This is a genomic window from Gilliamella sp. Pra-s52, assembly GCF_009795805.1.
In the GTDB taxonomy this organism is placed as follows: Bacteria; Pseudomonadota; Gammaproteobacteria; order Enterobacterales; family Orbaceae; genus Gilliamella.
This window is the reverse complement of record NZ_WTEY01000001.1, coordinates 349,463-375,195: the sequence shown is the minus strand read 5'-3', so window position 1 is coordinate 375,195 and position 25,733 is coordinate 349,463. Positions and strand designations below refer to the sequence as shown.

Below are 25,733 nucleotides of genomic sequence, written 5' to 3'. Positions count from 1 at the left end.
TATCTCCAATTATTTTTTTATTGATTAGCTTTTTCGATTGGCGAATCGAACGAAATAATTTCACTAATAGGTTTATTGCTTTCAATTTTTGGGTAATTAGGAGCAAAATCTAGGAGTATCTCAATTGATTCATCTAAGTAAGCATCAGGTTGTTTGTAATCTTTAGGTAAATCATCTAATTTAGTAATTGATGGTAAGCCTGCTTTCTTTAAACGTTCATTCATTCTTGTTAAATCACGTTCTTCATTAGTTTTTTGTTCTAATTCTCGTTTTTTCTTATTAAGAGAGATAACATATTGATGATCTTTTCTATCATTAAACCTTTTAATATCTTCATCAATATAGATAAACTCAGAATTTTTTGAAATTCTAGCCAAATGTTGTGATTCTAAATAAGGTAGTAATGGCTTAATGTTGGCAAGAGTTAAATAGTCAGCTGAAGGAATTTTGTCCCAAGGCAATGCATTGTCTAGGAATCGTTCACCTGTCTCATCAACATATTTCACTTTATTCATTTCAATGTCGGGGTCAACTCCTTTTAACTGTGTACTACCTCCGTTGATACGATAAAATTTCTGTATAGTGTACTGAGCACCACCTAGTTCAGGCCAATTTGGGTGTAATCTTGCATCAACTGGATAAGAAATATTACGAGATGTTTGTACAGTTCCTTTACCATAAGTCGTCTCACCAACAATTAGTGCACGACCATAATCTTGCATAGCAGCAGAAAATATTTCTGATGCTGAAGCGCTGTAACGATTAATCATAACAACGAGAGGTCCAGTATATTCAATACCTTTATTTCGGTCGTTATATGTAATAACCTTTTGTAAATTATCACGAACCTGAACAACAGGTCCACTATCAATAACTAAACCAGTTAAAGCAATAACCTCGGCTAAGGAACCACCACCATTATCTCGTAAATCAATAACTAAACCTTGCAAATTTTCTTTATTTGCTTTCTGTAAAAGAGTTTTAACTTTTTCGGTTAGTCCCATATAAAAGCTTGGTATTTCAATAACCCCTACTCTACCACGTTGATTATCAAAAATTTTTAATTTCGCTTCACGATCTTCAAAATGAATTTTATCACGAGTAAGTTCAATTACTTTCGTCTTACTATTATTACCCGCGGGTAAAATTTCTAATTTCACAACAGTGCCTTTGGGACCACGTATTTTATCGACAATATCATCTAAACGCCAACCAATAACATCTTCAATTGCCGACTCTTTTTGACCTACACCAATAATTTTGTCTCCGATGCTAAGTAGCTTACTTTTTTCAGCCGGTCCTCCCGTTACAAAAGACATAATTGTAGTATAATCATCCTGCTGACTTAATGTTGCACCAATCCCTTCAAATGATAAACTCATTTCAGAATCAAAATCTCGTTTTTTGCGCGGTGCTAAATAACTAGTGTGAGGATCAATCTCTCTTGCGAATGCATTCATAAATACTTGAAAAGCATCTTCATTGTTTGATTGTATTATCGTTTTTAGAACACGATTGTAACGTTTAGTTAATACTTCACGGATCTGTTTTTCATCTTTTCCTGATAATGATAAACTTAGCTCATCATATTTAACTCGTTTATCCCAATAGGCATTGAGTTCCGTTTCAGAAGTCGGCCATGCAATTTCTTCACGATTGAAATCAACTTCATCATTCGTAGAAAAATCCATAGGTCGCTGTAAAACGTCAAGAGCATATTGATAACGATTATAACGTTTTAGTAAAAAACGATTATAGATGTCATAAGCCGTATTTAAATTACCATTAACTAATTCCTGACCTAATAACTCTTGTCGATCTCGAAAACTATCAACATCACTTTGAATAAATATGGATTTATTTCCATCTAATAATTTGAAATAACGATCAAAAATTTGAGCAGAAAAAGCACCATCTAGAGCAAAATTACGATAATGTGATTGAGTAAAAAAATTAGTCACACGTTTGGCTACAACTTGGTGGATTTCATCTTGCTTCAAAACGGGAATTTGTTCTTTAGTATTCGATTTTGCCTGAATATTTTGACTAATAATACCCAAAATAAGACCAAGTGTAATACCTTTCAGTAATTTATTCATTCAAATTCTCTACTTATTGATAATATGTTCAGGTTTAACCGTTAACTCCATCCCCACACCAACCTTTACTTTAATATGCTCTTTTTCAATATTAATGATTTGCACTTTTATAGGTTTATTACCTACAATAACTTTAACAAAATCACCAATTTTTAGAGTAGTAATTTTACGGCTTTCTTTTGCACGTTCTTTAAACCGTATTTTAGCCTTTTCTTTACTCTCTTTTAATTGTTGTTGAGCATGCTCCATTTGTTCTTGATTGATAATTTCATGAGGATTGCCATCTAAATCAACACGACTATACCCTTCTTTTATACTATGTAAATAGCGCCAACTCATTGTGTATGCACGCAATGCAGCACGAAGTTTAGTTTTACTAAGTACTTCACTATTATCCAGACGAGAGATGACATCTTGAAAAATTCCAATTTTTAATGGTTTAGCCTCACCTTCAACGGTAAAGCAATTCGGGTATTGTTGAGCTAAATAAGCAATAATTTCTTTACTATTTGTTAATTTAAACTGAGCTTCCATTGACTATCCCATAGCAACTAAATTTACTAAAATTAAAGTATATCGTAGCTTATATAATAACACTAATTATCTTTTTTTTGTTTATTAAAAACAGTATAAAATTTTGAACGATATTTATAAAAATATCTTATCTTCGCATCTGAGACTAAATAATTTGATAACTTTATATAATAATACAAAAACATAGCATAGATTTTTATAACTAAGAAAAATTAAAAAATGAAATAGAAGTAAAATTTAATAGCTAATATAAATTATACAATATTGTAAAATAAAAAATTAAGGAATAACATTGATGTAATAATTTTTCCAGTTCCTTTTTCGCCACCATCATATTAAACGTTATCAAACATATGCTATTATCAATTCTCATTTCATATAACCTATAATGCAACAGGCAATCATACAATGAAAAATATAAAAAATTTCCTTATTTTAATATGTTTTATAATCACACTATCGGCGTGCACACAAAAAAATTTTATTGAAAAAGGCACACCTCTTAGTAACGAAAAAGTAAGTAAAATTGTTGAAGGTTCATCAACAGAATCCCAAATTTTATCTATATTTGGCGAACCTACAAATAAAACTACTATTAATAGTAACGAAACTCAATGGACATATCAGTATACAAAAAAAAGTTCAACCAGTCATATGTTAATTGGTGAAACACAATATAATATTTTTGAAGGAAAACTCGATATTATCATATCTAAAGGCGTAGTAACCTGGTTTAATTATGACGAAAATCAAAAGCAGAAAAAATGGTGATTAAATTAAAGCCCTTTTTATAGTACATCTTGATGATGTACTATCCATTTACTATTTCATTTTTATTCACTTCTATTTCTTAGTAAACACATAATTATAGACAAAATTGCACTTTAGGTTATATACTTGTCAACGAAATTAACCAGACAATCGCTGCTTTATTGCTGTCCTTTATTAAAAGTGACAAATAAGGGGGAGGAAAGTCCGGGCTCCATAGGGCAGAGTGCCAGGTAACGCCTGGGGAGTTTTGGTGAGAACTAAAATTCACGACTAGTGCAGCAGAGAGTAAACCGCCGATGGCTTATTTATAAGATCAGGTAAGGGTGAAAGGGTGTGGTAAGAGCACACCGCACAATTGGTAACAGTTGTGGCATGGTAAACTCCACTCGGAGCAAGGTCAAATAGGGATTCATTGGCGTGGCCCGCGTTGAATCCGGGTAGACTGCTTGAGCTAATGCGTGAGTATTAGCCTAGAGGAATGATTGTCCACGACAGAACCCGGCTTATCGGTTAATTTCACTTTCTACTTCTTTTTATTATTTGATGTAGATTTAGATTGTTTTTTATTGCTTAATGAACGTTTAACAGCAAGGAAAACTGAAAATATCAACCCTAACACCAATAAAAAGACAGGTATTAACATTAGTAGAGACATAATTTGCTTTTCATATTCTTTGAAAATTGGTGATAATCCAAACAAATAACCTAATGTTACAATCAAAAAAATCCATAATGTTGCGCTGATCAAATTATAGATATGGAATTTTCGACTATGTAATCCTGATAATCCCGCCATCATTGGTAATAACGTACGTACGAAAGCAATGAATCGCCCAATAAATAGCGCTTGTAATCCATATTTATGGAATAATACTTCAGATTTATGATGATATTTTTCAGGTATATGCGCCATCCAACCTTGGACCAGCTTAGTATTACCAAGCCACAACCCTTGAGCATAACCTAACCAAGTACCTAAAGCTGCACCAGCAATTAAAATAAAATTGATTAAACCAAAATGAAAAACATTTTGGCTAATTAATACCCCTGTTAAAAATAACAGACTGTCTCCAGGTAAAAAAGCTGCTGGTAACACCCCATTTTCTAAAAGAATAATAGTAAACAACATGCCATATAATACCCATAAGACATTAGGATTTGAAAGAGTTGCAATATCCATGCTAACAAAAGCATGATAAAGTGTAATTATTGTTTCCATCTAGTTTAAATATCCCATTAATGTTATTGTTATTAGTGGTTAATGGTACCACCAACAGTTAAACTATCTACCTTTAAAGTAGGTTGCCCAACTCCAACAGGCACACTCTGTCCTGCTTTACCACACACACCTACACCAGGGTCTAATACTAGATCATTACCTACCATAGATATTTGCTGCATCGTTTCAATGCCAGAACCGATTAACGTCGCACCTTTAATTGGTGTTGTTATTTTACCTTTTTTAATCAAGTAAGCCTCTGAAGTTGAAAACACAAACTTACCGGAAGTGATATCTACTTGTCCTCCTGAAAAATTAGGAGCATAAAGACCATAATCAACACTACTAATAATATCATCAAAGGAAGAGCTTCCCGCCAACATATAGGTATTAGTCATTCTAGGCATAGGTAAGCAAGCATATCCTTCGCGGCGACCATTACCCGTTGAATACGTATTCATCAATTTTGCATTGAGTTTATCAAACATATAGCTTTTTAAAATACCATTTTCAATAAGCACTGTTTTTTGGCTTGGTGTACCTTCGTCATCAATAGATAGTGATCCTCGACGATTTTTAATTGTGCCATCATCAACAATAGTACAAACTTCTGAAGTGACTTTTTCACCAACTTTACCTGAAAAAACTGAACTATTTTTACGGTTAAAATCGCCTTCTAAGCCATGTCCTACAGCTTCATGTAACAATACACCAGGCCAACCAGAACCTAAAACAACGGGCATTGTTCCTGCTGGTGCGTCTTTAGCTGAAAGAGAAATAAGTGCTTGTCGCACGGCTTCTCGTACGTAACTATCAGCATAACTCTCTGATGTTTTCGGGTTGATTGTTGAGAAATATTCATACCCAAATCGGCCACCACCACCATTACTGCCACGTTCACGTTTACCATCTTTTTCAACTAAAACTGAAATGGATAGACGAACCAAAGGACGAATATCAGCACATAAAGTACCGTCCGTTGCTACTATTAAAATATCTTCATAACTTCCCGTTAAACTAGCTGAAACTTCAACAACTCTAGGATCGATGGATCGAGCTAATTGATCAACTTGCCACAATAAAGCAATTTTTTGTTCTTGAGAAAACAAATTGATCGGATTTATTGATGGGTATATTGGTGCCATTTGAACTGATTTAAATGAAGTTACTTTGATAGGGATTTGTGTTTTTGTTATTGAATTTGCTGCTAATATACTTTGCTCTAACCTCACTAATGAAAGTTGATCAGTATAAGCAAACCCCGTTTTTTCACCGACAACAGCTCTAACCCCAACACCTTGGTCTCGGTGAAATGAGGCATTTTTTATAATACCATCTTCGAGTAACCAATTTTCATAATAACCAGATAAAAAATACAAATCACCAAAATCAATTTTCCTTGAACTCAACATATCAAGAAAATGTAAAAGATCTTGTTGGCTTAGATTGTTTGAATTGAGTAGTCGTTCACTCACTTGAGCTAGTATCATAAATTCCTTAAATTCTAATTGTAGATAAAAGATATTTTATAAAATATTGTTTCTACATTAATACAACATCGTATTGTTCTTGAATATAGAGTGGTTCAACTTTTACTTCAACACGTTTACCCACAAACACCTCAACTTCAGCTAAGGCATGAGACTCATCATTAGTTAAAGCATTAGCCACAGAAGCAGATGCATAAACCAAAAAATACTCCGAGTGGTGAGCCTTATAAACACGAACTATCTCACGTAAAATTTCATTACAAACAGTTTCGACTGATTTAACCATACCACGACCTTTACATGCTGGACATTCCTCACATAGAATATGTCCTATGCTTTCACGTGTTCGTTTACGTGTCATTTCAACTAAACCTAAAGTCGAAAATAAATTAACAGTAGTTCTCGCCCTATCTTTAGATAAGGAATCTTGGAGTGATTTTAATACTCTCTCACGATGCAGATCCTCTTGCATATCAATAAAGTCGATAATAATAATACCACCTAAATTGCGTAATCGTAACTGACGAGCAATAGCAATGGTCGCTTCAATATTGGTATTAAAAATTGTTTCTTCTAAATTTCGATGTCCCACAAATGCACCAGTATTGATATCAATTGTTGTCATTGCCTCAGTTTGATCAATAATTAAATATCCGCCTGACTTTAATTTAACTTTACGATCTAGCGCTCTTTGAATCTCATTTTCAGTATCATAAAGATCAAAAATCGGTATACTACCACGATAATGTGATAATTTACTGGTCACTTCTGGCATAAATTCTTGAGTAAAATCGACCAATAAATCATAGGTTAATTTTGAATCAACTAAGATCCTCTCTATGGGATCGCCAACAAAATCTCGTAATACACGTTGTGATAATGCCAATTCACCATAAACTAGATTTTTACTTACTGGGCGAGCCATACGCTCTTGAATTTTAGCCCAAAGGCGTTTTAAAAAATTGGCATCCTGTTCTAACTCATGTGCATTAGCACCTTCTGCTGCAGTTCTGACAATAAAACCACCTTCAGAAGTTACATATTGCTCAACAATACATTTTAATCTTTCACGCTCTTGTTCACTTTCTATTCGTTGCGAAGTTGCTACATGCGCAGAATTTGGCCCAGGCATTAAAACTAAATAACGCGATGGCAAAGTAATATCAGTTGTAAGCCTAGCGCCTTTTGTTCCAAGAGGATCTTTAACCACTTGCACCATTAAATCCTGTCCTTGGCGAACTAGTTCAGAGATATCTTTAACTTGAAATTGTTCTTGTTCCGTATCAGATACACACTCAGTATGTGGCATAATATCTGAAGCATGCAAAAAAGCAGCTTTATCAAGACCAATATCTACAAATGCAGCCTGCATTCCAGGCAAAATACGGATTACTTTACCCTTATAGATATTTCCAACAATACCACGTCTAGATTCGCGATCAACATGAATTTCTTGCAACACACCGTCTTCAATATAAGCAACACGAGTTTCTGATGGCGTTATATTCATTAATAATTCAACAGACATAAAATTCCCTTTTAATTAATAGAAAAATTTCTTCTTATTAATCGCAAAAATAGATAGACAAAAATCCATAGCAACCCATCGACAAAGCTTGATAATAAAATTAAAGGTGATATTGTTATAGTATGATAAATACTTACTTGGAATAAAAATACTAAAAAACTATAGCATATCGAAATACCAAAAATAATAAACGACTGTTGCCATAGTGCCAAATTGCGTATCAACTGAAACCGAAAAATAAGCAAATAAGCAATAAATGAATAAATAAAAGCATGGATACCAAGGATTGAACCTGAGCAAAGATCCACAATAAATCCAAATACAAAAGCTGTGCCAATCCCAACTCGGTGGGGAAGAGCAATAAACCAATAAGCGAAAAAGAGCATCAGCAAATGAGGTTTAAACATGTTGTATGGTGATGACCAAGGGATTATTTGTAAACATAAACCAATTAATAGTGTTATCCAAATAATTAGTATTCTATTACGTGCCATCATTTTTCACTCCTTGATTTCCCCACAATAACAATAAATAACGTAAACGTTTCAAATCTGCTGTTGGAGTAGCTGAAATAATAGGAGTTGAATCATTAATATCAAGCTTTACTGAACTTACTATTGCTACTGGATATCCTTCAGGAAAACGTCCATCAAGTCCTGAAGTGACTAAAACATCACCTACTTTTATATCAACGTTATTAGGCAAAAACTCCAATGTCAAATCATTACCACATCCATTACCTACTGCGATCATACCAATATCATTTTTAAGAGCTTTCACTGGAATTGCGTGTTGGTAATCACACACTAAAATCGCACGGCTCGTTGATTGCGCTGTTTTATAGATTTGCCCTATTATACCTTTTTCATCAACTACAGGTTGGCCAACATAAACGCCATCTTGTGTACCTTTATTTACAACAAATTGGTAAACATAAGGATCAGTATCTACCATCAACACCTGTGCAGCCATTTTATGTTCATCAGGTCTTAATGGGGAACCAAGTAATTGGCGAAGCCTAGTATTTTCGTGTTTTAGATGCTCTAGCAGTAATAAATCATTTTTTTGTTGTAATAATTCTGTATGCAATTTTGTATTTTCATTAATTAAAGTTTCTCGTGTTTTTGACATCTCATAAAGAGAATCAAGTGAAGACTTTGGCGCATTGGAAATATAATAAATAGGTGAAATAATAGTATCTAAATAATAACGAATTTCTCTAAATGGACGATAATTGATATCTAATATAATTAGCATCAAAGCTAATGCCAAAAAAGTAAATAGTTGTACACTAAGAGGCGAACGTTTAGAAAAAAGTAATTTCATTGTCCAGTACTTACCTGTTTTATGCTCAAGATCCAATTATTTCAAGATATGACTCTACCGACTATGTCGGCAGAAAATATGAAATATTATTACTGACGTTTCATGCATATAAAACTAATTCATAATGAAGTAGCAATTAATCTTCACTAAATAAATCACCGCCATGCATATCAACCATATCTAGAGCTTTACCACCACCTCTAGCAACACATGTTAGAGGATCCTCTGCAACAACGACATGAATACCTGTTTCTGCTGACAATAACTTATCAATATTACGTAATAAAGCTCCCCCCCCAGTTAAAACCATGCCATGCTCTGAGATATCAGAAGCAAGTTCAGGAGGACATTGTTCTAATGCAACTTTAACTGCACTCACAATACCACTTAAAGGTTCTTGTAATGCCTCTAAGATTTCGTTAGAGTTTAAAGTGAAGCTACGGGGAACGCCTTCGGCAAGATTACGACCACGAACTTCAATTTCAAGTACTTCATCACCCGGATAAGCACTACCAATAAAATGTTTTATTTTTTCGGCAGTTGCCTCACCGATTAATGCACCATAATTGCGACGAACATAATTAATAATAGCCTCATCAAATCTGTCACCACCAATACGTGCAGATGCAGAATAAACGACACCATTTAATGAAATAACAGCAACTTCAGTCGTTCCACCACCAATGTCAACTACCATCGAACCTGTTGGTGCAGACACAGGTAAATCTGCACCGATAGCTGCAGCCATTGGTTCTTCAATTAAATACACCTCACGAGCCCCTGCGCCTAATGCAGACTCACGAATTGCACGACGTTCAACTTGTGTAGCACCAACAGGAACACAAACAAGTACTCGTGGGCTTGGTCTTAAAAAACCATGACTATGAACTTGGCGAATAAAATACTGTAACATTTTTTCAGTAACTGAAAAATCAGCAATAACACCATCTTTCATTGGTCTAATAGCTGCAATGTTACCAGGTGTTCTCCCTAACATTTGTTTCGCAGCATGCCCAACAGCTGCAACACTTTTAGGTGTTCCTGTACGATGATCTTGACGAATCGCTACAACTGAAGGTTCGTTTAATACAATACCTTGTCCTTTTACATAAATAAGTGTATTTGCAGTACCTAAATCTATCGATAAATCATTTGAAAACAAGCCACGAACTTTTTTGAACATAATAAAAACTCTTCCTAAAATTAATCTTGCTTAAGTATATTTAAGTTTTTAAAAACAAACCATGGAATCAAAAAATATATATTTTCAACTTTATTAGTTGAATTAAATAAAACGTTATTTAATCCTTTTAAACCATGACCAACCTTAATAGTAATTTAGGTCTACCATTGTATCGCAATTATAAAATAATACCTAGAAAATAGTATAACAAGTGTTTGTAAATGAGATATATAATGACAAAATCAGTTTTACAGTGTATGCTCTCCCGTTAATGTTGAGTTACTGCCTTAATTATCTCGTTAAAAGATTGCTTTTAAGATATTAGGGGTGCATTAAATAATTGTTACTTATATCAAATAAACACGGTGTAATTCATGGATATACGCAAAATTAAAAAATTAATTGAACTAGTTGAAGAATCAGGTATTTCAGAAATTGAAATTTCTGAAGGTGAAGAATCAGTTAGAATTAGTCGTTCTGTACCTACAACAAACTATTCAGCACCAATACAAAATATTCAAATTCCTCAATCTTCTCCGATCGTTATGGCACCAAGTACACGAACTGAAGAAGTTGTCACAAATTCAGATAATATTGTGTCTACAGGCGTAACCATAAAATCACCAATGGTAGGAACGTTTTATCGCACACCAAGCCCAGAATCGAAAGCTTTTGTCGAAGTAGGACAAACTGTAAATGTTGGTGATGTGCTTTGCATTGTTGAAGCTATGAAAATGATGAACCAAATTGAATCAGAAAAAGCCGGTACAATTAAAGCTATATTAGTTGAAAATGGTCAACCAGTTGAATTTGATCAGCCACTATTCATTATTGAATGATATAAACTAATTTATAAATTAAGAGATTGGATATGCTTGATAAAATTCTTATTGCTAATCGTGGGGAAATTGCTCTGCGTATCTTGAGAGCATGCAAAGAACTTGGAATTAAAACTGTCGCAGTTCATTCCTCGGCAGATAAAGATTTAAAACATGTACTGCTTGCAGATGAAACTGTCTGCATTGGTCCAGCAGCTTCCTCTAAAAGTTACCTCAATATTCCTGCATTAATTTCTGCTGCTGAAGTAACAGGAACAGCAGCAATTCATCCTGGATACGGATTTTTATCTGAAAATGCAGATTTTGCCGAACAAGTTGAACGTTCTGGCTTTATTTTTGTTGGCCCAAAACCGGATACAATTCGTTTAATGGGAGATAAAGTATCTGCAATTCATGCCATGAAAAAAGCAGGGGTTCCTTGTGTACCTGGTTCTGATGGTCCTTTAAGTAATGATATCGAAACCAATAAACAAATAGCAAAACAGATTGGATATCCTGTTATCATCAAAGCTTCTGGAGGCGGTGGTGGTCGTGGTATGCGAATTGTTCGTGAAGAAAAAGATCTTGAACAATCAATCAAAATGACCAAGCTAGAAGCGAAAACAGCTTTTAGTAACGATATGGTTTACATGGAAAAATTCCTTGAAAACCCTCGTCATATTGAAATTCAGGTTCTCTCTGATGGACAAGGTAATGCCGTTTATTTAGGCGAACGGGATTGTTCAATGCAAAGACGTCATCAAAAAGTTGTTGAAGAAGCGCCGGCTGTTGGTATTACTCCCAAAATGCGTAAATTTATTGGCGAACGTTGCGTTAAAGCATGTATTGAGATTGGCTATCGTGGTGCAGGAACATTCGAATTCTTATTTGAAAATGGTGAGTTTTATTTCATTGAGATGAATACTCGTATTCAAGTAGAGCATCCGGTTACCGAAATGATAACCGGCGTTGATCTAATAAAAGAACAAATTTTAATTGCTGCAGGAAAACCTCTCTCGATCAAACAAAGTGATATTGAAATCAAAGGTCATGCTATCGAATGTAGAATTAATGCCGAAGATCCAAAAAACTTTATGCCATCACCAGGAAAAATTATGCGTTTCCACGCTCCAGGTGGTCTTGGAATTCGTTGGGAATCACATATTTATGCTGGTTACACTGTTCCTCCTTACTATGATTCAATGATTGGTAAATTGATTTCTTATGGTGAAACCCGTAAAGTTGCCATTGCTCGTATGAAAAATGCATTAGCTGAACTAGTTATTGACGGTATCAAAACCAATATTGATCTCCATATTGAAATTATGAATGATGAAGGTTTCCAAAAAGGTGGCACGAATATTCATTATTTAGAAAAAAAACTAGGCATTTATGAGTAACAAAGTAATCCCTATTTATTAGGGATTATTGTTATATTTAATTATAAATAAGGTATAAATAGAAATAAATGAAAAATTGGAAAAAAAGCGCTGAAGAAATTTTAACCATGGGGCCTGTTGTTCCGGTTATTGTCATTGAAAGAATTGAAGATGCTGTACCTCTTGCCAAAGCTCTAATTGTTGGTGGAGTAAAAGTACTGGAAGTGACACTAAGAACGGCTTGTGCGATTGATGCAATAAAGAAAATCATTAAAGAAGTTCCTGAAGCAGTTGTAGGAGCAGGAACAGTTACTAGTGTTGAACAACTAAAACAGGTTACTGAAGCAGGAGTTGAGTTTGTTATTACACCGGGAATTACTGATACTATTTTAAAAGCTGCAGTTGAAGGTCCTATCCCTGTTATTCCTGGTATTGCAACTATTTCAGAACTATTAACAGCGCAAGAATATGGCCTAACAGCATTAAAATTCTTCCCAGCTGAAATCAATGGTGGTGTTGCAGCATTAAAAGCATTTTCTGGCCCTTGTGGATACATGAAGTTTTGCCCTACTGGCGGTGTAAATCCTAAAAACTACCGTGATTATTTGGCTCTAGATAATGTACTATGCGTGGGTGGAACTTGGTTTATTCCAACAGATGCAATTGCAAAAGGTGATTTTGCTAAAATTACTGAAATGGCAAAAGAAGCCATTACTGGTGCACAATAACCCTTATACTCCGCCGATACAATATCGGCGGATAACTACTAATGATCTACTTTATTAGCTTCTCAATCCTCGCCCATTTTCAATAAGTCGCCATGCAATAACATAAAGTAGGGTCACAAACAAAATTAGCATCAAAAAAGTGATCCATAACGGTACATCTGTCACCCCCAAAAAGCCATAACGAAAACCGTTAATCATATAAACGATTGGATTAATTTTTGATAGCCATTGCCAAAATATTGGTAACATAGAAATTGAATAAAAAACACCACCGAGATAAGTTAATGGTGTTAACACAAACGTTGGAATAAGACTTATATCATCAAATGTCTTGGCAAAGACTGCATTTAGTAAACCAGCCAATGAAAACAGAATCGAGGTCAGTAATAATATGCATATAATAAATAACCAGGAATGCACTTCATAACGAACAAAAAATAACGATACAATAGTAACTAAAATACCAGTTAAAATACCACGCATCACCCCTCCCCCCACATATCCCAAAATAAGAATGTGAGTTGGAACAGGCGCCACTAATAATTCTTCAATATTACGTTGAAACTTAGCACTAAAAAAGGATGAACAGACATTAGTATAAGAATTAGTGATAACAGACATCATTATTAAACCTGGCACAATGAAAGCCATATAGCTAAAACCTCCCATATCACCAACACGAGAACCAATTAAGTTACCAAAAATAATAAAATAAAGTGACATCGTAATAACGGGGGGGATTAGAGTTTGGATCCAAATTCTTAAAAATCGTGTTACTTCTTTACGCCAAATACTTTTTAAAGCAATCCAGTATAAATTATTCATTAATACTTTCCTTTTGTTTGTTCTCATTATGCAACAAATCAACAAATAACTCTTCTAACCGATTTGCTTTATTTCGTACGCTGATCACTTTAATATTTTGTTGATTTAGTTGCTCAAATAACTGATTTAATCCATGTTGTTTATCTACTTTTACTTCTAACATACCTTGTTCAACATCAGAATAATTATAATCCTTTAATTCAATCCGTTTAGGTATTGGAATATAATCAATAACAATAGTTTCAGATTGACTTTTTGCCAAAAGCTCACGCATTGATGAATTTGCTATCAATTGACCGCTTTGAATAATACCGATATTTCGACACAACATTTCGGCTTCTTCTAAATAATGGGTGGTTAAAATAATTGTGATACCTTGACGATTTATTTCACGTAGAAAATCCCACATAGAACGGCGTAATTCAATATCAACACCGGCAGTTGGTTCATCAAGAATCAATAATTTCGGCTCGTGAACAAGGGCTCTAGCTATCATTAATCGCCTTTTCATACCACCTGATAACATACTAGCTCGGCTGTGACGTTTATCCCATAAATCTAAAACTCGCAAATACTTTTCAGCACGTTCTAATGCAAGCTTACGATGCAAGCCATAATAACCACCTTGATTAGTAACTATTTGTAGCACTTCTTCAAATTGATTAAAATTAAATTCTTGCGGCACTAATCCTAATTGTCTTTTTGCATTTACAACATCAGTATCTAAGTCATGTCCAAAAATTTTAACTTGTCCTGAGGATTTAGTCACTAATGAACTAATAATACCGATAGTTGTTGATTTTCCAGCACCATTTGGTCCTAACAAAGCATAAAAATCTCCCGCCTCGACAGTCAAATCGATGCCTTTTAAAGCTACTACACCATTTTTATAGATTTTTTTGAGTGAGATCAACTCAAGCGCAGGAATTAGTGGCATGAATATACCTTAATAGAATAAATTGTTATTTGAATAGTATGATATCATGTTAAAAGAACAGACAATATAACCAATTATTACAAAAAATTTTAGTCTTACTTATATCAATAAATTAACACATATTATTAATTAGACATTAGAGGTATTAGCAGTTTGGTTTCGATTTTGAACTGAGTGTTATTACCTTCTTAAGGAATAAATATCATGTTTAAAATTGGGTTAATCTCAGTATCAGATAGAGCTTCAAACGGCATTTACCAAGACGAAGGTATACCATCTTTAATTTCATGGTTACAAACCGCATTAAAAACACCATTTACAACCAAAAATTATATTATTCCTGATGAACAGGTAGTCATTGAAAAAACATTATGTGAACTTGTTGATAATCTACATTGCCATTTAATTTTAACCACTGGCGGTACAGGCCCTGCAATTAGAGATGTAACACCAGATGCAACATTAGCAATCGCGGATCGAGTAATGCCCGGGTATGGAGAACAAATGCGGCAAATCAGTTTACATTTTGTACCAACCGCAATTTTATCAAGACAAGTTGGTGTTATTCGCAAAAAATGTTTAATCATAAACTTACCTGGTAGACCAAAATCAATTAAAGAAACACTTGAAGGAGTTAAGGATAATCAAGGTAATGTAATTGTTAGCGGTATCTTTGCCAGTGTTCCTTATTGTATACAACTTTTAGAAGGCCCCTATATTGAAACCCATGATCAAATAGTTAAATCTTTTCGACCTAAGGAAGCAATAAAATCAAATCTTTAATTTTATGCAAATTTAACGCATAATTATCTATATTATAGATTGTTACTAATGCTATCAAAAATAGTAACTATTTTAGTTTGAATAACACACAGACACAGATTTGATTACAAATATCATGATCATAAATACACAAATTAGCACAAAAACAGTAAAAAATTAAAAACCAAGGAACATTATGAAACAAGCCGATCTTACTAAAACATTTAAAGAGATGCTTCGTCAAGAGACGTTTAGTTCACAAGTAGAAATCGTACAAGCCTTACAAGAGCAAGGTTTTGACAATATCAATCAATCTAAAGTTTCACGCATGCTAACTAAATTTGGTGCAGTGAGAACCCGAAATGCGAAATCTGAAATGGTTTATTGTTTACCAGCGGAACTTGGCATACCAACAACGAGTAGTCCATTAAAAAATTTAGTAATTGATATTGATTTTAATAGCTCAATGGTAGTAACACGTACTAGCCCTGGCGCAGCCCAACTCATAGCTAGATTACTAGACTCAATTGGTAAATCAAAAGGAATCTTAGGTTCAATTGCTGGTGATGACACAATTTTTAGTACACCAACTAAAGAATGTACGGTAAAAAAATTATATCAAACCATTATTGAATTGTTTGAACAAGAATTATAGGTTTTCTATTTTGTTAGAATCATATTATGAACAAATAATTTTTTAATTTTTAACCTATTGACACAAAAAACAAAATCGTTAATCTTATATGATGATAATTTCATAACTGAAATTACAAAAACGAAGAGGTGCATTACTCAGGTAAATCATTTTAGGGACTGGAACCACTAATAAATGATCTAGGGGATGTAATGCCGAGATTTGATAGTCAATCCAGAAGCTATCAAATCGACTGCAAGGGCTGAATCCCTTGGGTTGTCACCTTAACAGGTGGAGCGCTTCATGGTCTGTGCTTTTTTAATCGTAAACAGGACACTACCGCTCTAACTCTGTTAAAAATAAAAATTTTTAATATGAGGAATTCATGGAAACATCATTTATAATTGCCAAATTTGGTGGTACTAGCGTTGCCGATTATCCATCAATGGTAAATAGCGCTAATATTGTAATCGCTAATTCTAACGTAAAAGTTGTAGTGCTATCGGCATCTGCAGGTGTGACAAATTTATTAGTCGCATTAGCAGAAGGTCGTGATGCCGATGTTCGATCTCAACATATTGCCAAAATTCAATCGATCCAATACAACATTTTAGAACAACTACCTGAAAACCCCGAGCTACGAAATGAAATTGACAAAATTATAGCTAATATAGCCTCTTTGTCTGAAGCTGCAAGTTTAGCTACATCACCAGCATTAACTGATGAGCTTGTTAGCCACGGTGAAATGATGTCTTCAAAGCTATTTGTCGAAATATTGAAAGAAAAACAAAAAAATGCTACATGGTTTGATGTCCGTAAAGTTCTACGCACCGATAATAAATTTGGTAAAGCCACACCTAAAATTGAAGATATTAAACAACTTTGCTGTGCACATTTAAAATCGCTAAACAATCAGGGGATCATTGTAACACAAGGATTTATTGGTAGTGAAAACTCTGGTAAAACCACGACATTAGGGCGTGGTGGGAGCGACTATACAGCTGCGTTATTAGGTGAAGCATTAAATGCAACTCAAATTGACATTTGGACTGACGTTTCAGGAATTTATACTAATGACCCTCGCATTACCCCAGCGGCTAAACGTATTGATGAAATATCTTTTGCCGAAGCGACCGAAATGGCAACATTTGGTGCAAAAGTGTTACATCCAGCAACATTAGTGCCAGCAGTACGTAGCAATATCCCAGTTTTTGTTGGTTCAAGCAAAGCGCCTCAAGAAGGAGGAACAATTGTTTACAACACAAACAGTATTACATCTAAATTACCCACATTTAGAGCTTTAGCACTACGTCGCAAACAAACATTATTAACACTAACTAGTTTAAATATGCTTCATGCTCAAGGTTTTCTAGCTAATGTATTTAAAATATTAGCTGAACATAATATTTCGGTTGATTTAGTAACCACATCAGAAGTAAGTATCGCATTAACTATTGATACCACAGGCACTAATACCAACGGTAGTAGTTTATTAACAAAAGAATTATTTAACGAACTATCAAAAGTTTGTAATGTAACAGTAGAAGAAGACTTAGCACTAATTGCGATAATTGGAAACAACCTAACTTCAACAAAAGGTATACCAAAAGAAGTATTTGGTGTGTTAGATGATTTTATTATTAGACTTTGTTGCTATGGGGCAAGTACTCACAATATTTGCCTATTAGCAAAAAGTAATGATGCTGAATCAATTATTAAAATTCTACATAAAACAATTTTCGAACAATAATATTAGAAAAAGAGAATACTTTTAACGTCTATTTTTTGACTGAAGAATACGGTCAGTGCGATTACTAGACACCAGATTTTGGTCTTCTGCACTGGCTATGATTTGCTTCCCAAAACGCATAGTCTAGCCTCCTCTTTGGTTCGCTAAACTAGTCTGTTGTTGACACATTCTAAAGCAAAAAAATTAATAAAATCACAACCGTTTTTTGTGGTGATATCACTTCCCTTTTAAAACCGTTAGAAGTATTAGCTGATAATTTATATGGAGCTGAAGCAGCTAAAGAATTAGTTTGGCGTATCACTTATGTTAAAAATGATGAAATAGTTTCAACTGATTAATTAGTTCCAATTCCAGAATTAGGTGATTTAAAAGACTTTGTTGGTGTTTATAGCGATGATGAAGATGACACGAGTGTCTCTTATGATGAAAATAGTCATACAGAACAATACATACCACATATGTTAGGTTGGGGGTATGGTCCTAAAGTTAATCCATAAAAATAGCAAACCCGTTTGTTATTGCAAGTAAATGGACGACAATGCATAATTCGTTAAAGCCGTTGATCGAGTTGCCTGCCAAGACAGTGATTTTTATTCGATAAATGGCTTTATTTTTGAAAAATAAAAACTTGAATAAAATCAATGCATTTCCTGACCGATTTTTATAAGGCTTTTGTTGGTTTTTATTATAAATAACGAAGTCATGTTTGATTTAGTAAATAAAAACCCTAGATTGCCTAGGGTTTTGTGTGGGTTATTAGTATAACTATTTAGTTATTTGTTTTTTGCTTTATATTCTGCGTAATATTCCTCGGCCAATTTGCGCATTGATAAGCCAATTGCGGCATATTGGTATTCATTTAAATTCGCTAACGATGCTCGGGCTGATGGGTGTTGTACGGCAAATCCTTTACCTGGTAATAGCACTACACCCGCTTCGTCGGCAATTCTAAATAGCATTTCAGATGGATTTTTATTTTTTAGGATCCATTTTGCGAATTTGTCGTCATATAACTCTCGGCAAATATGCTCTAAGTCAACTAATGTGTAGTAGTCTACGCTGTTTTCATCCGTTTTATGTTGCATACCTAAATGTTGATAAAGTGATGCTGCACGGCGACGGATTAATGATTTTAATGCGTTCTTATAACTTTGATCGCTATCCATCATTTCGCATAAGGCAAATAATACCATCTGTACTTGTTGCGGAGTTGAAAGCCCTGCAGTATGGTTTAAAGCAACCGCACGACTATCAGCCACTAAACGATCGATAAATTTTAGATTTTCAGGATCAGTAACAATTGAGCTATAGCGTTTGTTTAAGATCTGTTTAGTTTTGTTTGGTAGTGCTTTAATGGTGTTGTCTATGACATTATCACGTGCCGTTGCAATAACACCTAAACGCCAACCTGTTGCTCCAAAATATTTCGAAAATGAATAAACTAAGATGGTATTTTTTGGGCATATCGCAAATAGGGATTGGAAATCATCAGCAAATGTACCATAAACATCATCAGTTAGAATAATTAATTCAGGACGTTTTTTGACAATGTCGGCTATGATTTTTAAGCTTTTATCATCAATTTTAACTGATGGTGGGTTTGATGGGTTAACAACGAAAAAGGCTTTGATTGATGGATCTTCTAATTTTCGTAGTTCTGATTCAGGATATTGCCAATTTAAGTTAGGATCAGAATTGATTAACACTTCAACAAGTTGGTAATCGTTAAGTTCAGGAATTTCAAGATAAGGCGTGAATATTGGCGCTCCAATAGCAATTTTATCGCCCTTTTCAATTAATCCGTTTTCTTTCATTGAATTAAAAATATAAGCCATGGCTGCTGTGCCACCTTCAACAGCAAAGAGGTCAATATCATCGCGATCTAAATATTGAGCACCCATTTGTTGTAAAACATAGGATTTTACGACATCTTCGCTAAAGTGTAGCATTCTATCTGGTACGGGGTAATTACACCCTAAAATACCTTCGACCATTTCTTGTAGAAAGGCATTTTCATCAAGTCCAAGTTGATCGCGAATATAAGAAAATGCTTTTCCTAAAAATGCCACTCCAGGAGTGTGATAGTTTTGACGGACAAAATGTTCAAAGCGTCCTGTTAAACCCGCTTTGATTGGCATGCCACCAACACCTTCATTTAAATATGAAAATGACATTTCGGATTCTTGAGTCGCAAAAACACCTAGTTGGAAAAAGGCTTGACGTGGCCATGTGGCAAGAAAGTTTGGATTACCACGACCTGCATTTAGCATAGCGCGATCAGCATGACTTTGTGCTAACTCAATTAAGCTATCTTTAAGTTCAAAAGGACTTAAATTGGCATATTTTGCATATTCTGTTTTGTTTTTCATAATTTGTATCCTTTATCATGTATATTTCAATTAAACGAAAGCAACAACCAATGGACCTAATAATGTTAGGAAGACATTAGCAAGGGCATAGGTAATAGCGAAAGAGTTAGTTGGTGTTGAGTTGCCTGCTTTGTTAAGTACTTCACCAAAAGCAGGGTTAGCGCTACGTGCACCGGCTAAAGCACCAGCAAATACCGCGGCATTTTTATAACCAAGTACATATTTACCAAAATAAATCGCAAGTAGCATTGGCAATAACGTTACAACAACACCAATTAAAAACAAAGATAAGCCTTGTTCTTGGATAGTATGAATTGCTTGTAGTCCTGAACTTAAACCAACGACAGCAACAAAACCAGCCAAACCAAAATCTTTTAATAACTGCACAGCACCTGTTGGAATATTACCGACAGTTTGATGAAGTGAGCGATACCAACCAAATAATAAACCCGATAAAAGCGCACCACCACCAGCACCTAAAGTAATTGGAATATTGCTGACACGAATCACAATTAAGCCAATAATTAAACCAACAACAAGTCCTAACCCATGGAATATCCAATCAGTTTTATCACTTTTGGCGATCGGTGCCCCGATTTTATCAACAACACGTTTAAGATCACCTGCGCTACCATAAACAGTGATAACATCACCAAGTTTTAAGTTAATATCGTTATTAAGTGGTAGAAGCATGCCATCACGATGTATCGCAATTAAATAGATACCGTGTTTCAATTTCATCACTTCGTCAGATGATAAAACGTCAGATAGGTTTTGCCCAACATAACGAGTGTTACGCATTTCGACATTTTGGGTGCTCATCACAACATCCATACCTGATGCTGAGTTAATTTCTTCGCCAAGTAGATCACTCGCGCTAATCATGGCATCACGGTGACCAACAACCAGAATGATATCTTTCGATTTGAGTAAAGTTTCTGGCGTTGCTTCAATTATTTTATTGCCACGTTTGATACGTTCAATACTAATCCCGTTAATTGTCTTTTCAATATGTTCGACAGTTTGATTAATTTTATTGGTGATACGATACAAACGACCTGTAACGTCCGATAAAGCTAAATTCTGATTGCTACCTAATAAAAGTGAACCATGAAGTTGTTCGGCTTGTGCTTTCATTGCATCATCGCCAATATCACTCCCCATTATTTTAGGTAGAATGTTAACACACACAATAATGGCACCAAGCGAACCAAAGATGTAAGTAACAGCATAGCCAATGGTGACATTTGCCTGCATTTTACTTAACTCCTCTGCACTTAAGCCAAGTTGACTTAATGCATCAGATGCGGTACCCATGATGGCCGATTGCGTTAATCCGCCTGCCGCTAAACCAGCAGCAAGTCCTTTGTCTAAATTAAATAACTTAGACAATATAACAACGGTGATTAACCCCACAACAGCAATAAAGAGTGCTAAAAAGATTTCACGTAAGGTTTTAACCCCTAGCGAACGAAAGAACTGAGGACCACTTTCAAAACCAACAGCATAAATAAAGAGAGCAAAAAGTACAGCTTTAACACCAGCGTCAATGGTCACACCAAAAACACTTAATGCAACAGCAACAAGTAATGAACCCGCAACGCCACCAAGTTGGAATTTTCCAATTCGAATAGCGCCAATTAAATACCCTAAACTTAAAGATAGAAATAAAAGAATTTCTGGTGAGTGTTTAAGCCCATCTAAAATCCATTGTGAAAGCCATTGAAACATAATAATTGTCCTTAAGCGCAATGATTTGTGATTTAATGAATTTGAAAAGATATATTTGGGATTTAAATAATATTCATAAAGAATTATGAATACTTTTACATGTTAAACCGCAAACTAAAGAATAGATATTCAGTTTTAACGATTAATATCATTGTTAAAAAGTGGGATAAAATGCTTAAGAATTTCAATAAAAGTTATGATTTATTCATAGAGTTTTATACATAACATAATAAAAAGGGCTGTCTACAGCCCTTTTTCTTGTCTAAAGAATAATCTTTCAACATTTTTTATTACATTTTTAGAAATTCTTTCTGATAGTTTTTGCTTACGTTGGTAGCTAACAGAAATAATTTTATGTGTTTCTAAGTGAGACAGAATAAAGTCATCGCTCGTACTAATTTCATCGACTAAGCCTTTGTCTTTGGCTTGTGTTGCAAACCAGTGTTCACCTGTAGCAACTTGTTCAATATCAACATTTGGTCTATACTCTTTCACAAAATCTTTAAACAGAAGATGCGTTTCTTCAAGTTCTTGTTTGAATTTTTGACGACCTTCATCCGTGTTTTCTCCAAACATTGTCAATGTGCGTTTATACTCACCTGCTGTTTGTAGCTCAATATCAACATCATGTTTTTTAAGTAAGCGATTAAAGTTAGGGATTTGCGCAACAACGCCAATTGAGCCCACAATAGCAAACGGTGCTGCCACAATTTTATGTGCGGTACATGCCATCATATAACCACCACTGGCAGCAACTTTATCAACCACTGCAGTGAAAGGAATGTTGCGTTGTCTAAACCGTAATAATTGCGATGCCGCAAGTCCGTAACCGTGAACCACACCACCGGGACTTTCAAGTTTAACAACAACATTGTCTTCTGGTTTAATCACGGCTAATACAGCAGTGATTTCTTGGCGTAATTCTTCAACTTCATGAGCATCCATACTGCCATTAAAAGATAATACAAACAATTTAGGTTTGACTTGTTGATTGGTTTTACTTTCTGCAGGCTTTGATGATGTATCTGGCGCTATTTGCTGGTCAGAATTTTGTTGATTTTTAACTTGTTTCTTTTTTTGTTTCGCTGCTAATTTTGCCTGTTTTTTTTCTAGCTTTTTCTGTTTTTTAAGATCTTTCATAAACAGTTTAGCTTCTAGCTCGTCCATGCTTGACATCAACATGTCATCTTTGACTTGTTCATATTCTTGGCTAATATCTTTAACTAATAAGCGCCCTGTCGCTGTTGTAGATTTTCGGCGTTGGCTTAATATAAAAATGAGCACAGCTAAAATAGCAATAACGACTGTTGTTGTTTCAGCTAAAAAAAGTGAATACTGTGAAAACCAATTCATTTAACTATTATCCTTTGATTGAATGAAATCCGTTTATTATAACAAGATAATTGTAGATTGTGCCGAAAATTAATAAAGATAAAATTGTCGCTTTATTCGGCAATTTAAATTATTTATACTAATCTCCCAATCTATTGTTAAATGAGAATAAATATGTCTTTACGCCCAATTACCGAAATCGCTAAACAATACAATATTCCAGATGAGTTTGTATTACCTTATGGCAAGCATGTCGCTAAAATCGATTTATCCATTATCAAAACCAATCAAAATAAATCTAATGGTAAACTAGTTTTAGTTACCGCTATCACACCAACACCGCTTGGCGAAGGGAAAACCGTTAATACTATTGGGCTAAGTGAGGGCTTAAATTATATCGGTAAAACAGCAATTGCTTGTATTCGTCAACCAAGCCTTGGTCCGGTTTTTGGTGTTAAAGGTGGCGCTGCTGGTGGTGGGCAAGCTGAAGTATTACCGATGGAAACATTAAATTTACATTTAACCGGTGATATTCACGCAATTACTGCTGCTCATGATTTGGCATCGGCCGCATTAGATTCACGCCTTTATCATGAAGAGCGTCTAGGTGATGAATTTACCGCCCAAACAGGTTTACCTCGTTTAAATATTGATGTTAATCGCATTGTTTGGAAACGTGTGATTGACCATAATGATCGTGCACTTCGTAAAATAACTGTCGGTGTGGGTGGTGGCGTTAATGGTGTTGAACGCCAAGATGGATTTGAAATTACCGCAGCATCAGAACTCATGGCAATTTTAGCCTTAGCTTCAGATTTACACGATATGCGTGCTCGTATTGGTCGTATTATTCTTGCTTATAACACGCAAGGCGAAGCTATTACCGCAGAACAACTTGAAGTTGCAGGCGCTATGACGGTATTACTTAAAAATGCTATAAACCCTAACTTAATGCAAACCGTTGAACATACACCTGTATTAATTCATGCTGGTCCTTTTGCTAATATTGCCCATGGTAATTCATCTGTCATTGCTGATCGTATTGCTTTACAACTTGCCGATTATGTTGTGACCGAAGCAGGATTTGGATCGGATATGGGGATGGAAAAATTCTTTAATATTAAATACCGTCAAGCTGGTATCAAAGCGTCATGTGTGGTATTGGTTGCAACGGTGCGAAGTCTAAAATCCAATAGCGGAAAGTATAATATCAAACCAGGGCAAGCTATTCCGAAAGAAATTTCAGAATCCAACGTTGAATTACTTGAGATTGGTGCAACTAATTTGGCATGGCATATTAATAATGCAAAAAGTTATGGCTTACAAGTGATCGTCGCTATTAATCGCTTTCCACACGACAGTGAGGAAGAACTAGCATTTTTACAACAATATGCAGTTAAACATGGTGCCTTTGCTTGTGAAGTAAGTGAAGTCTTTACTCAAGGCGGTAAAGGCGCTGAAAAATTAGCACAGCATGTTATTAAAGCGTGTGAAATGCCAAGTGAAATAAAATTACCTTATCCAGACAATATGCCACTCGCTGATAAAATTCAAACTATGGTAAAAAAATACGGTGCTAATAAAGCCAATTTATCGCCAAAAGCATTAGAAAACATCAAAGAAATTGAAGCATTGAAACTTGATCATCTTCCTCTTTGTATTGCAAAAACTCCAATGTCAATCAGTGCTGATGCTAACTTAAAAAATGTACCCACTAATTTTGACGTTGATATCAGTCATTTGGCTATTTCAGCTGGGGCTGGCTTTATTCGTGTTTACGCTGGAAATGTCATGACGATGCCGGGGCTTGGTACTAATCCTGCTTATAGGCATATTGATATTGACAAGGATGGTAATATTGTAGGTTTAAGTTAATGCAAGAAGTGATTATGCAAACTAAACAAGAATATAAAGCGTTTATTGATGAAGAGAACTGTATTGGTTGTGGCAAATGCATTCGTGTTTGCCCAACCGATGCTATAGTGGGCAGTAAGCAAGTATTACACACTATTTTGCCACAGCTATGCACTTCGTGCAGTAATTGTATTAATACCTGTCCAACAGACTGTATTACATTAAGCACATTAGGTACTGTATTAAGTGAATCAGAAGAGTTAGCGCTAACTGAGAAAAAACAACAGCGGTTAAATCACAACCAATTGGTGCCACCAACAATTTTGTTTCCTCGTACCACACCGGTGGCAAATAAAGCTAGCACATCGGTCGACAGGAAACAGTCTATCGCCGACGCCATTGCTAGAGTAAAAGCCAAAAAAAACCTCGCTAAATAGCGAGGTTTTCATATTAAGATAGAACTA

Annotated in this window: 22 protein-coding genes, 1 other RNA gene and 1 riboswitch; of the genes, 10 read left to right on the top strand and 13 right to left on the bottom strand. The window is 34.8% G+C overall.

Annotated elements, in window-relative coordinates; genetic code table 11:
- Positions 1 to 17: 17 nt before the first annotated feature.
- Both prc and proQ read right to left on the bottom strand, forming a co-directional pair.
- A complete protein-coding gene (gene prc / locus GQ594_RS01715; protein WP_160411173.1) occupies positions 18 to 2,099 on the bottom strand; it encodes a carboxy terminal-processing peptidase in 2,082 nt (693 codons plus the stop codon).
- Between the two features lie 9 nt (positions 2,100 to 2,108).
- Entirely contained in the window at positions 2,109 to 2,633 is a 525-nt protein-coding gene (gene proQ, locus GQ594_RS01710) for an RNA chaperone ProQ (RefSeq protein ID WP_160400381.1), read from the bottom strand.
- A 408-nt stretch (positions 2,634 to 3,041) separates the two neighbouring features.
- Here proQ and bamE point away from each other — a divergent pair, with 408 nt between their 5' ends.
- Both bamE and rnpB read left to right on the top strand, forming a co-directional pair.
- Positions 3,042 to 3,404, top strand: coding sequence for an outer membrane protein assembly factor BamE domain-containing protein (gene bamE / locus GQ594_RS01705; protein ID WP_160411172.1), 363 nt, complete (start codon positions 3,042 to 3,044; stop codon positions 3,402 to 3,404).
- Between the two features lie 134 nt (positions 3,405 to 3,538).
- Positions 3,539 to 3,926, top strand: an RNA gene (rnpB, locus tag GQ594_RS01700) — RNase P RNA component class A.
- 1 nt (position 3,927) lies between these two features.
- Here the strand turns inward: rnpB and GQ594_RS01695 are convergent.
- From GQ594_RS01695 to GQ594_RS01670, 6 genes are all read right to left on the bottom strand, one after another.
- Positions 3,928 to 4,623 (bottom strand): DedA family protein, encoded by a 696-nt coding sequence (locus GQ594_RS01695; protein ID WP_160400379.1) that lies wholly within the window; start codon positions 4,621 to 4,623, stop codon positions 3,928 to 3,930.
- 32 nt (positions 4,624 to 4,655) lie between these two features.
- On the bottom strand, positions 4,656 to 6,113 hold the full coding sequence (gene tldD / locus GQ594_RS01690) for a metalloprotease TldD (RefSeq protein WP_160400378.1): 1,458 nt from the start codon (positions 6,111 to 6,113) through the stop codon (positions 4,656 to 4,658).
- Between the two features lie 52 nt (positions 6,114 to 6,165).
- A complete protein-coding gene (rng, locus tag GQ594_RS01685) occupies positions 6,166 to 7,641 on the bottom strand; it encodes a ribonuclease G (RefSeq protein ID WP_160411171.1) in 1,476 nt (491 codons plus the stop codon).
- An 11-nt stretch (positions 7,642 to 7,652) separates the two neighbouring features.
- Positions 7,653 to 8,138, bottom strand: a complete 486-nt coding sequence (gene mreD, locus GQ594_RS01680; protein WP_160411170.1) for a rod shape-determining protein MreD — start codon at positions 8,136 to 8,138, stop codon at positions 7,653 to 7,655.
- Positions 8,125 to 8,967, bottom strand: coding sequence for a rod shape-determining protein MreC (mreC, locus tag GQ594_RS01675; RefSeq protein ID WP_160411169.1), 843 nt, complete (start codon positions 8,965 to 8,967; stop codon positions 8,125 to 8,127). The genes mreD and mreC overlap by 14 nt, the downstream gene beginning before the upstream one ends.
- A gap of 136 nt (positions 8,968 to 9,103) precedes the next feature.
- The gene (locus GQ594_RS01670) at positions 9,104 to 10,150 is read right to left on the bottom strand and encodes a rod shape-determining protein (protein ID WP_160411168.1); all 1,047 of its coding nucleotides are present in this window, start codon (positions 10,148 to 10,150) and stop codon (positions 9,104 to 9,106) included.
- Between the two features lie 374 nt (positions 10,151 to 10,524).
- Between GQ594_RS01670 and accB the strand changes: the two genes are divergently transcribed.
- From accB to GQ594_RS01655, 3 genes are all read left to right on the top strand, one after another.
- Positions 10,525 to 10,989 (top strand): acetyl-CoA carboxylase biotin carboxyl carrier protein, encoded by a 465-nt coding sequence (gene accB / locus GQ594_RS01665; protein ID WP_160411167.1) that lies wholly within the window; start codon positions 10,525 to 10,527, stop codon positions 10,987 to 10,989.
- Positions 10,990 to 11,021: 32 nt separating this feature from the next.
- Positions 11,022 to 12,368: an acetyl-CoA carboxylase biotin carboxylase subunit gene (gene accC, locus GQ594_RS01660; protein ID WP_160411166.1), complete on the top strand. Its 1,347-nt coding sequence runs from the start codon at positions 11,022 to 11,024 to the stop codon at positions 12,366 to 12,368.
- A 68-nt stretch (positions 12,369 to 12,436) separates the two neighbouring features.
- Positions 12,437 to 13,075, top strand: a complete 639-nt coding sequence (locus GQ594_RS01655; protein WP_160411165.1) for a bifunctional 4-hydroxy-2-oxoglutarate aldolase/2-dehydro-3-deoxy-phosphogluconate aldolase — start codon at positions 12,437 to 12,439, stop codon at positions 13,073 to 13,075.
- Positions 13,076 to 13,129: 54 nt separating this feature from the next.
- Here GQ594_RS01655 and GQ594_RS01650 read toward each other — a convergent pair whose 3' ends face one another.
- Both GQ594_RS01650 and GQ594_RS01645 read right to left on the bottom strand, forming a co-directional pair.
- Complete coding sequence (locus GQ594_RS01650) at positions 13,130 to 13,900, bottom strand: ABC transporter permease (RefSeq protein WP_160411164.1); 771 nt, start codon at positions 13,898 to 13,900, stop codon at positions 13,130 to 13,132.
- Complete coding sequence (locus GQ594_RS01645) at positions 13,893 to 14,837, bottom strand: ABC transporter ATP-binding protein (RefSeq protein WP_160400369.1); 945 nt, start codon at positions 14,835 to 14,837, stop codon at positions 13,893 to 13,895. Before GQ594_RS01645 ends, GQ594_RS01650 begins: the two co-directional genes overlap by 8 nt.
- 204 nt (positions 14,838 to 15,041) lie before the next feature.
- On the opposite strand from GQ594_RS01645, the gene mog reads away from it, so the two are divergent.
- The 3 genes from mog to lysC all read left to right on the top strand — a co-directional run bounded on the left by mog (position 15,042) and on the right by lysC (position 17,983).
- Positions 15,042 to 15,620, top strand: a complete 579-nt coding sequence (gene mog, locus GQ594_RS01640) for a molybdopterin adenylyltransferase (RefSeq protein ID WP_202112416.1) — start codon at positions 15,042 to 15,044, stop codon at positions 15,618 to 15,620.
- 175 nt (positions 15,621 to 15,795) lie between these two features.
- On the top strand, positions 15,796 to 16,254 hold the full coding sequence (argR, locus tag GQ594_RS01635; RefSeq protein WP_160400367.1) for a transcriptional regulator ArgR: 459 nt from the start codon (positions 15,796 to 15,798) through the stop codon (positions 16,252 to 16,254).
- 115 nt (positions 16,255 to 16,369) lie between these two features.
- A riboswitch (Lysine riboswitch) is annotated at positions 16,370 to 16,543 on the top strand.
- Positions 16,544 to 16,618: 75 nt separating this feature from the next.
- The gene (lysC, locus tag GQ594_RS01630; RefSeq protein WP_160411163.1) at positions 16,619 to 17,983 is read left to right on the top strand and encodes a lysine-sensitive aspartokinase 3; all 1,365 of its coding nucleotides are present in this window, start codon (positions 16,619 to 16,621) and stop codon (positions 17,981 to 17,983) included.
- Positions 17,984 to 18,756: 773 nt separating this feature from the next.
- On the opposite strand, the gene GQ594_RS01625 is transcribed toward lysC, so the two are convergent.
- The 3 genes from GQ594_RS01625 to sohB form a co-directional block, all read right to left on the bottom strand.
- Positions 18,757 to 20,352 carry a bifunctional aspartate transaminase/aspartate 4-decarboxylase gene (locus tag GQ594_RS01625; RefSeq protein ID WP_160411162.1) on the bottom strand — a complete coding sequence of 532 codons (1,596 nt, stop codon included), beginning with the start codon at positions 20,350 to 20,352 and terminating at the stop codon, positions 18,757 to 18,759.
- Between the two features lie 30 nt (positions 20,353 to 20,382).
- Positions 20,383 to 22,083, bottom strand: coding sequence for an aspartate-alanine antiporter (gene aspT, locus GQ594_RS01620; protein WP_160411161.1), 1,701 nt, complete (start codon positions 22,081 to 22,083; stop codon positions 20,383 to 20,385).
- 243 nt (positions 22,084 to 22,326) lie between these two features.
- Positions 22,327 to 23,436 carry a protease SohB gene (gene sohB, locus GQ594_RS01615; RefSeq protein ID WP_160411160.1) on the bottom strand — a complete coding sequence of 370 codons (1,110 nt, stop codon included), beginning with the start codon at positions 23,434 to 23,436 and terminating at the stop codon, positions 22,327 to 22,329.
- A gap of 141 nt (positions 23,437 to 23,577) precedes the next feature.
- Here sohB and GQ594_RS01610 point away from each other — a divergent pair, with 141 nt between their 5' ends.
- Positions 23,578 to 25,290 carry a formate--tetrahydrofolate ligase gene (locus GQ594_RS01610; RefSeq protein WP_160400177.1) on the top strand — a complete coding sequence of 571 codons (1,713 nt, stop codon included), beginning with the start codon at positions 23,578 to 23,580 and terminating at the stop codon, positions 25,288 to 25,290.
- Positions 25,290 to 25,706, top strand: a complete 417-nt coding sequence (locus GQ594_RS01605; RefSeq protein WP_160400178.1) for an RnfABCDGE type electron transport complex subunit B — start codon at positions 25,290 to 25,292, stop codon at positions 25,704 to 25,706. Before GQ594_RS01610 ends, GQ594_RS01605 begins: the two co-directional genes overlap by 1 nt.
- Positions 25,707 to 25,733 lie beyond the last annotated feature (27 nt).

What these genes read in the sequence shown, in the direction of transcription:
- prc (WP_160411173.1), bottom strand. Translation starts at nt 2,099, where the DNA reads ATGAATAAATTACTGAAAGGTATTACACTTGGTCTTATTTTGGGTATT.
- proQ (WP_160400381.1), bottom strand. Translation starts at nt 2,633, where the DNA reads ATGGAAGCTCAGTTTAAATTAACAAATAGTAAAGAAATTATTGCTTAT.
- bamE (WP_160411172.1), top strand. Translation starts at nt 3,042, where the DNA reads ATGAAAAATATAAAAAATTTCCTTATTTTAATATGTTTTATAATCACA.
- GQ594_RS01695 (WP_160400379.1), bottom strand. Translation starts at nt 4,623, where the DNA reads ATGGAAACAATAATTACACTTTATCATGCTTTTGTTAGCATGGATATT.
- tldD (WP_160400378.1), bottom strand. Translation starts at nt 6,113, where the DNA reads ATGATACTAGCTCAAGTGAGTGAACGACTACTCAATTCAAACAATCTA.
- rng (WP_160411171.1), bottom strand. Translation starts at nt 7,641, where the DNA reads ATGTCTGTTGAATTATTAATGAATATAACGCCATCAGAAACTCGTGTT.
- mreD (WP_160411170.1), bottom strand. Translation starts at nt 8,138, where the DNA reads ATGATGGCACGTAATAGAATACTAATTATTTGGATAACACTATTAATT.
- mreC (WP_160411169.1), bottom strand. Translation starts at nt 8,967, where the DNA reads ATGAAATTACTTTTTTCTAAACGTTCGCCTCTTAGTGTACAACTATTT.
- GQ594_RS01670 (WP_160411168.1), bottom strand. Translation starts at nt 10,150, where the DNA reads ATGTTCAAAAAAGTTCGTGGCTTGTTTTCAAATGATTTATCGATAGAT.
- accB (WP_160411167.1), top strand. Translation starts at nt 10,525, where the DNA reads ATGGATATACGCAAAATTAAAAAATTAATTGAACTAGTTGAAGAATCA.
- accC (WP_160411166.1), top strand. Translation starts at nt 11,022, where the DNA reads ATGCTTGATAAAATTCTTATTGCTAATCGTGGGGAAATTGCTCTGCGT.
- GQ594_RS01655 (WP_160411165.1), top strand. Translation starts at nt 12,437, where the DNA reads ATGAAAAATTGGAAAAAAAGCGCTGAAGAAATTTTAACCATGGGGCCT.
- GQ594_RS01650 (WP_160411164.1), bottom strand. Translation starts at nt 13,900, where the DNA reads ATGAATAATTTATACTGGATTGCTTTAAAAAGTATTTGGCGTAAAGAA.
- GQ594_RS01645 (WP_160400369.1), bottom strand. Translation starts at nt 14,837, where the DNA reads ATGCCACTAATTCCTGCGCTTGAGTTGATCTCACTCAAAAAAATCTAT.
- mog (WP_202112416.1), top strand. Translation starts at nt 15,042, where the DNA reads ATGTTTAAAATTGGGTTAATCTCAGTATCAGATAGAGCTTCAAACGGC.
- argR (WP_160400367.1), top strand. Translation starts at nt 15,796, where the DNA reads ATGAAACAAGCCGATCTTACTAAAACATTTAAAGAGATGCTTCGTCAA.
- lysC (WP_160411163.1), top strand. Translation starts at nt 16,619, where the DNA reads ATGGAAACATCATTTATAATTGCCAAATTTGGTGGTACTAGCGTTGCC.
- GQ594_RS01625 (WP_160411162.1), bottom strand. Translation starts at nt 20,352, where the DNA reads ATGAAAAACAAAACAGAATATGCAAAATATGCCAATTTAAGTCCTTTT.
- aspT (WP_160411161.1), bottom strand. Translation starts at nt 22,083, where the DNA reads ATGTTTCAATGGCTTTCACAATGGATTTTAGATGGGCTTAAACACTCA.
- sohB (WP_160411160.1), bottom strand. Translation starts at nt 23,436, where the DNA reads ATGAATTGGTTTTCACAGTATTCACTTTTTTTAGCTGAAACAACAACA.
- GQ594_RS01610 (WP_160400177.1), top strand. Translation starts at nt 23,578, where the DNA reads ATGAGAATAAATATGTCTTTACGCCCAATTACCGAAATCGCTAAACAA.
- GQ594_RS01605 (WP_160400178.1), top strand. Translation starts at nt 25,290, where the DNA reads ATGCAAGAAGTGATTATGCAAACTAAACAAGAATATAAAGCGTTTATT.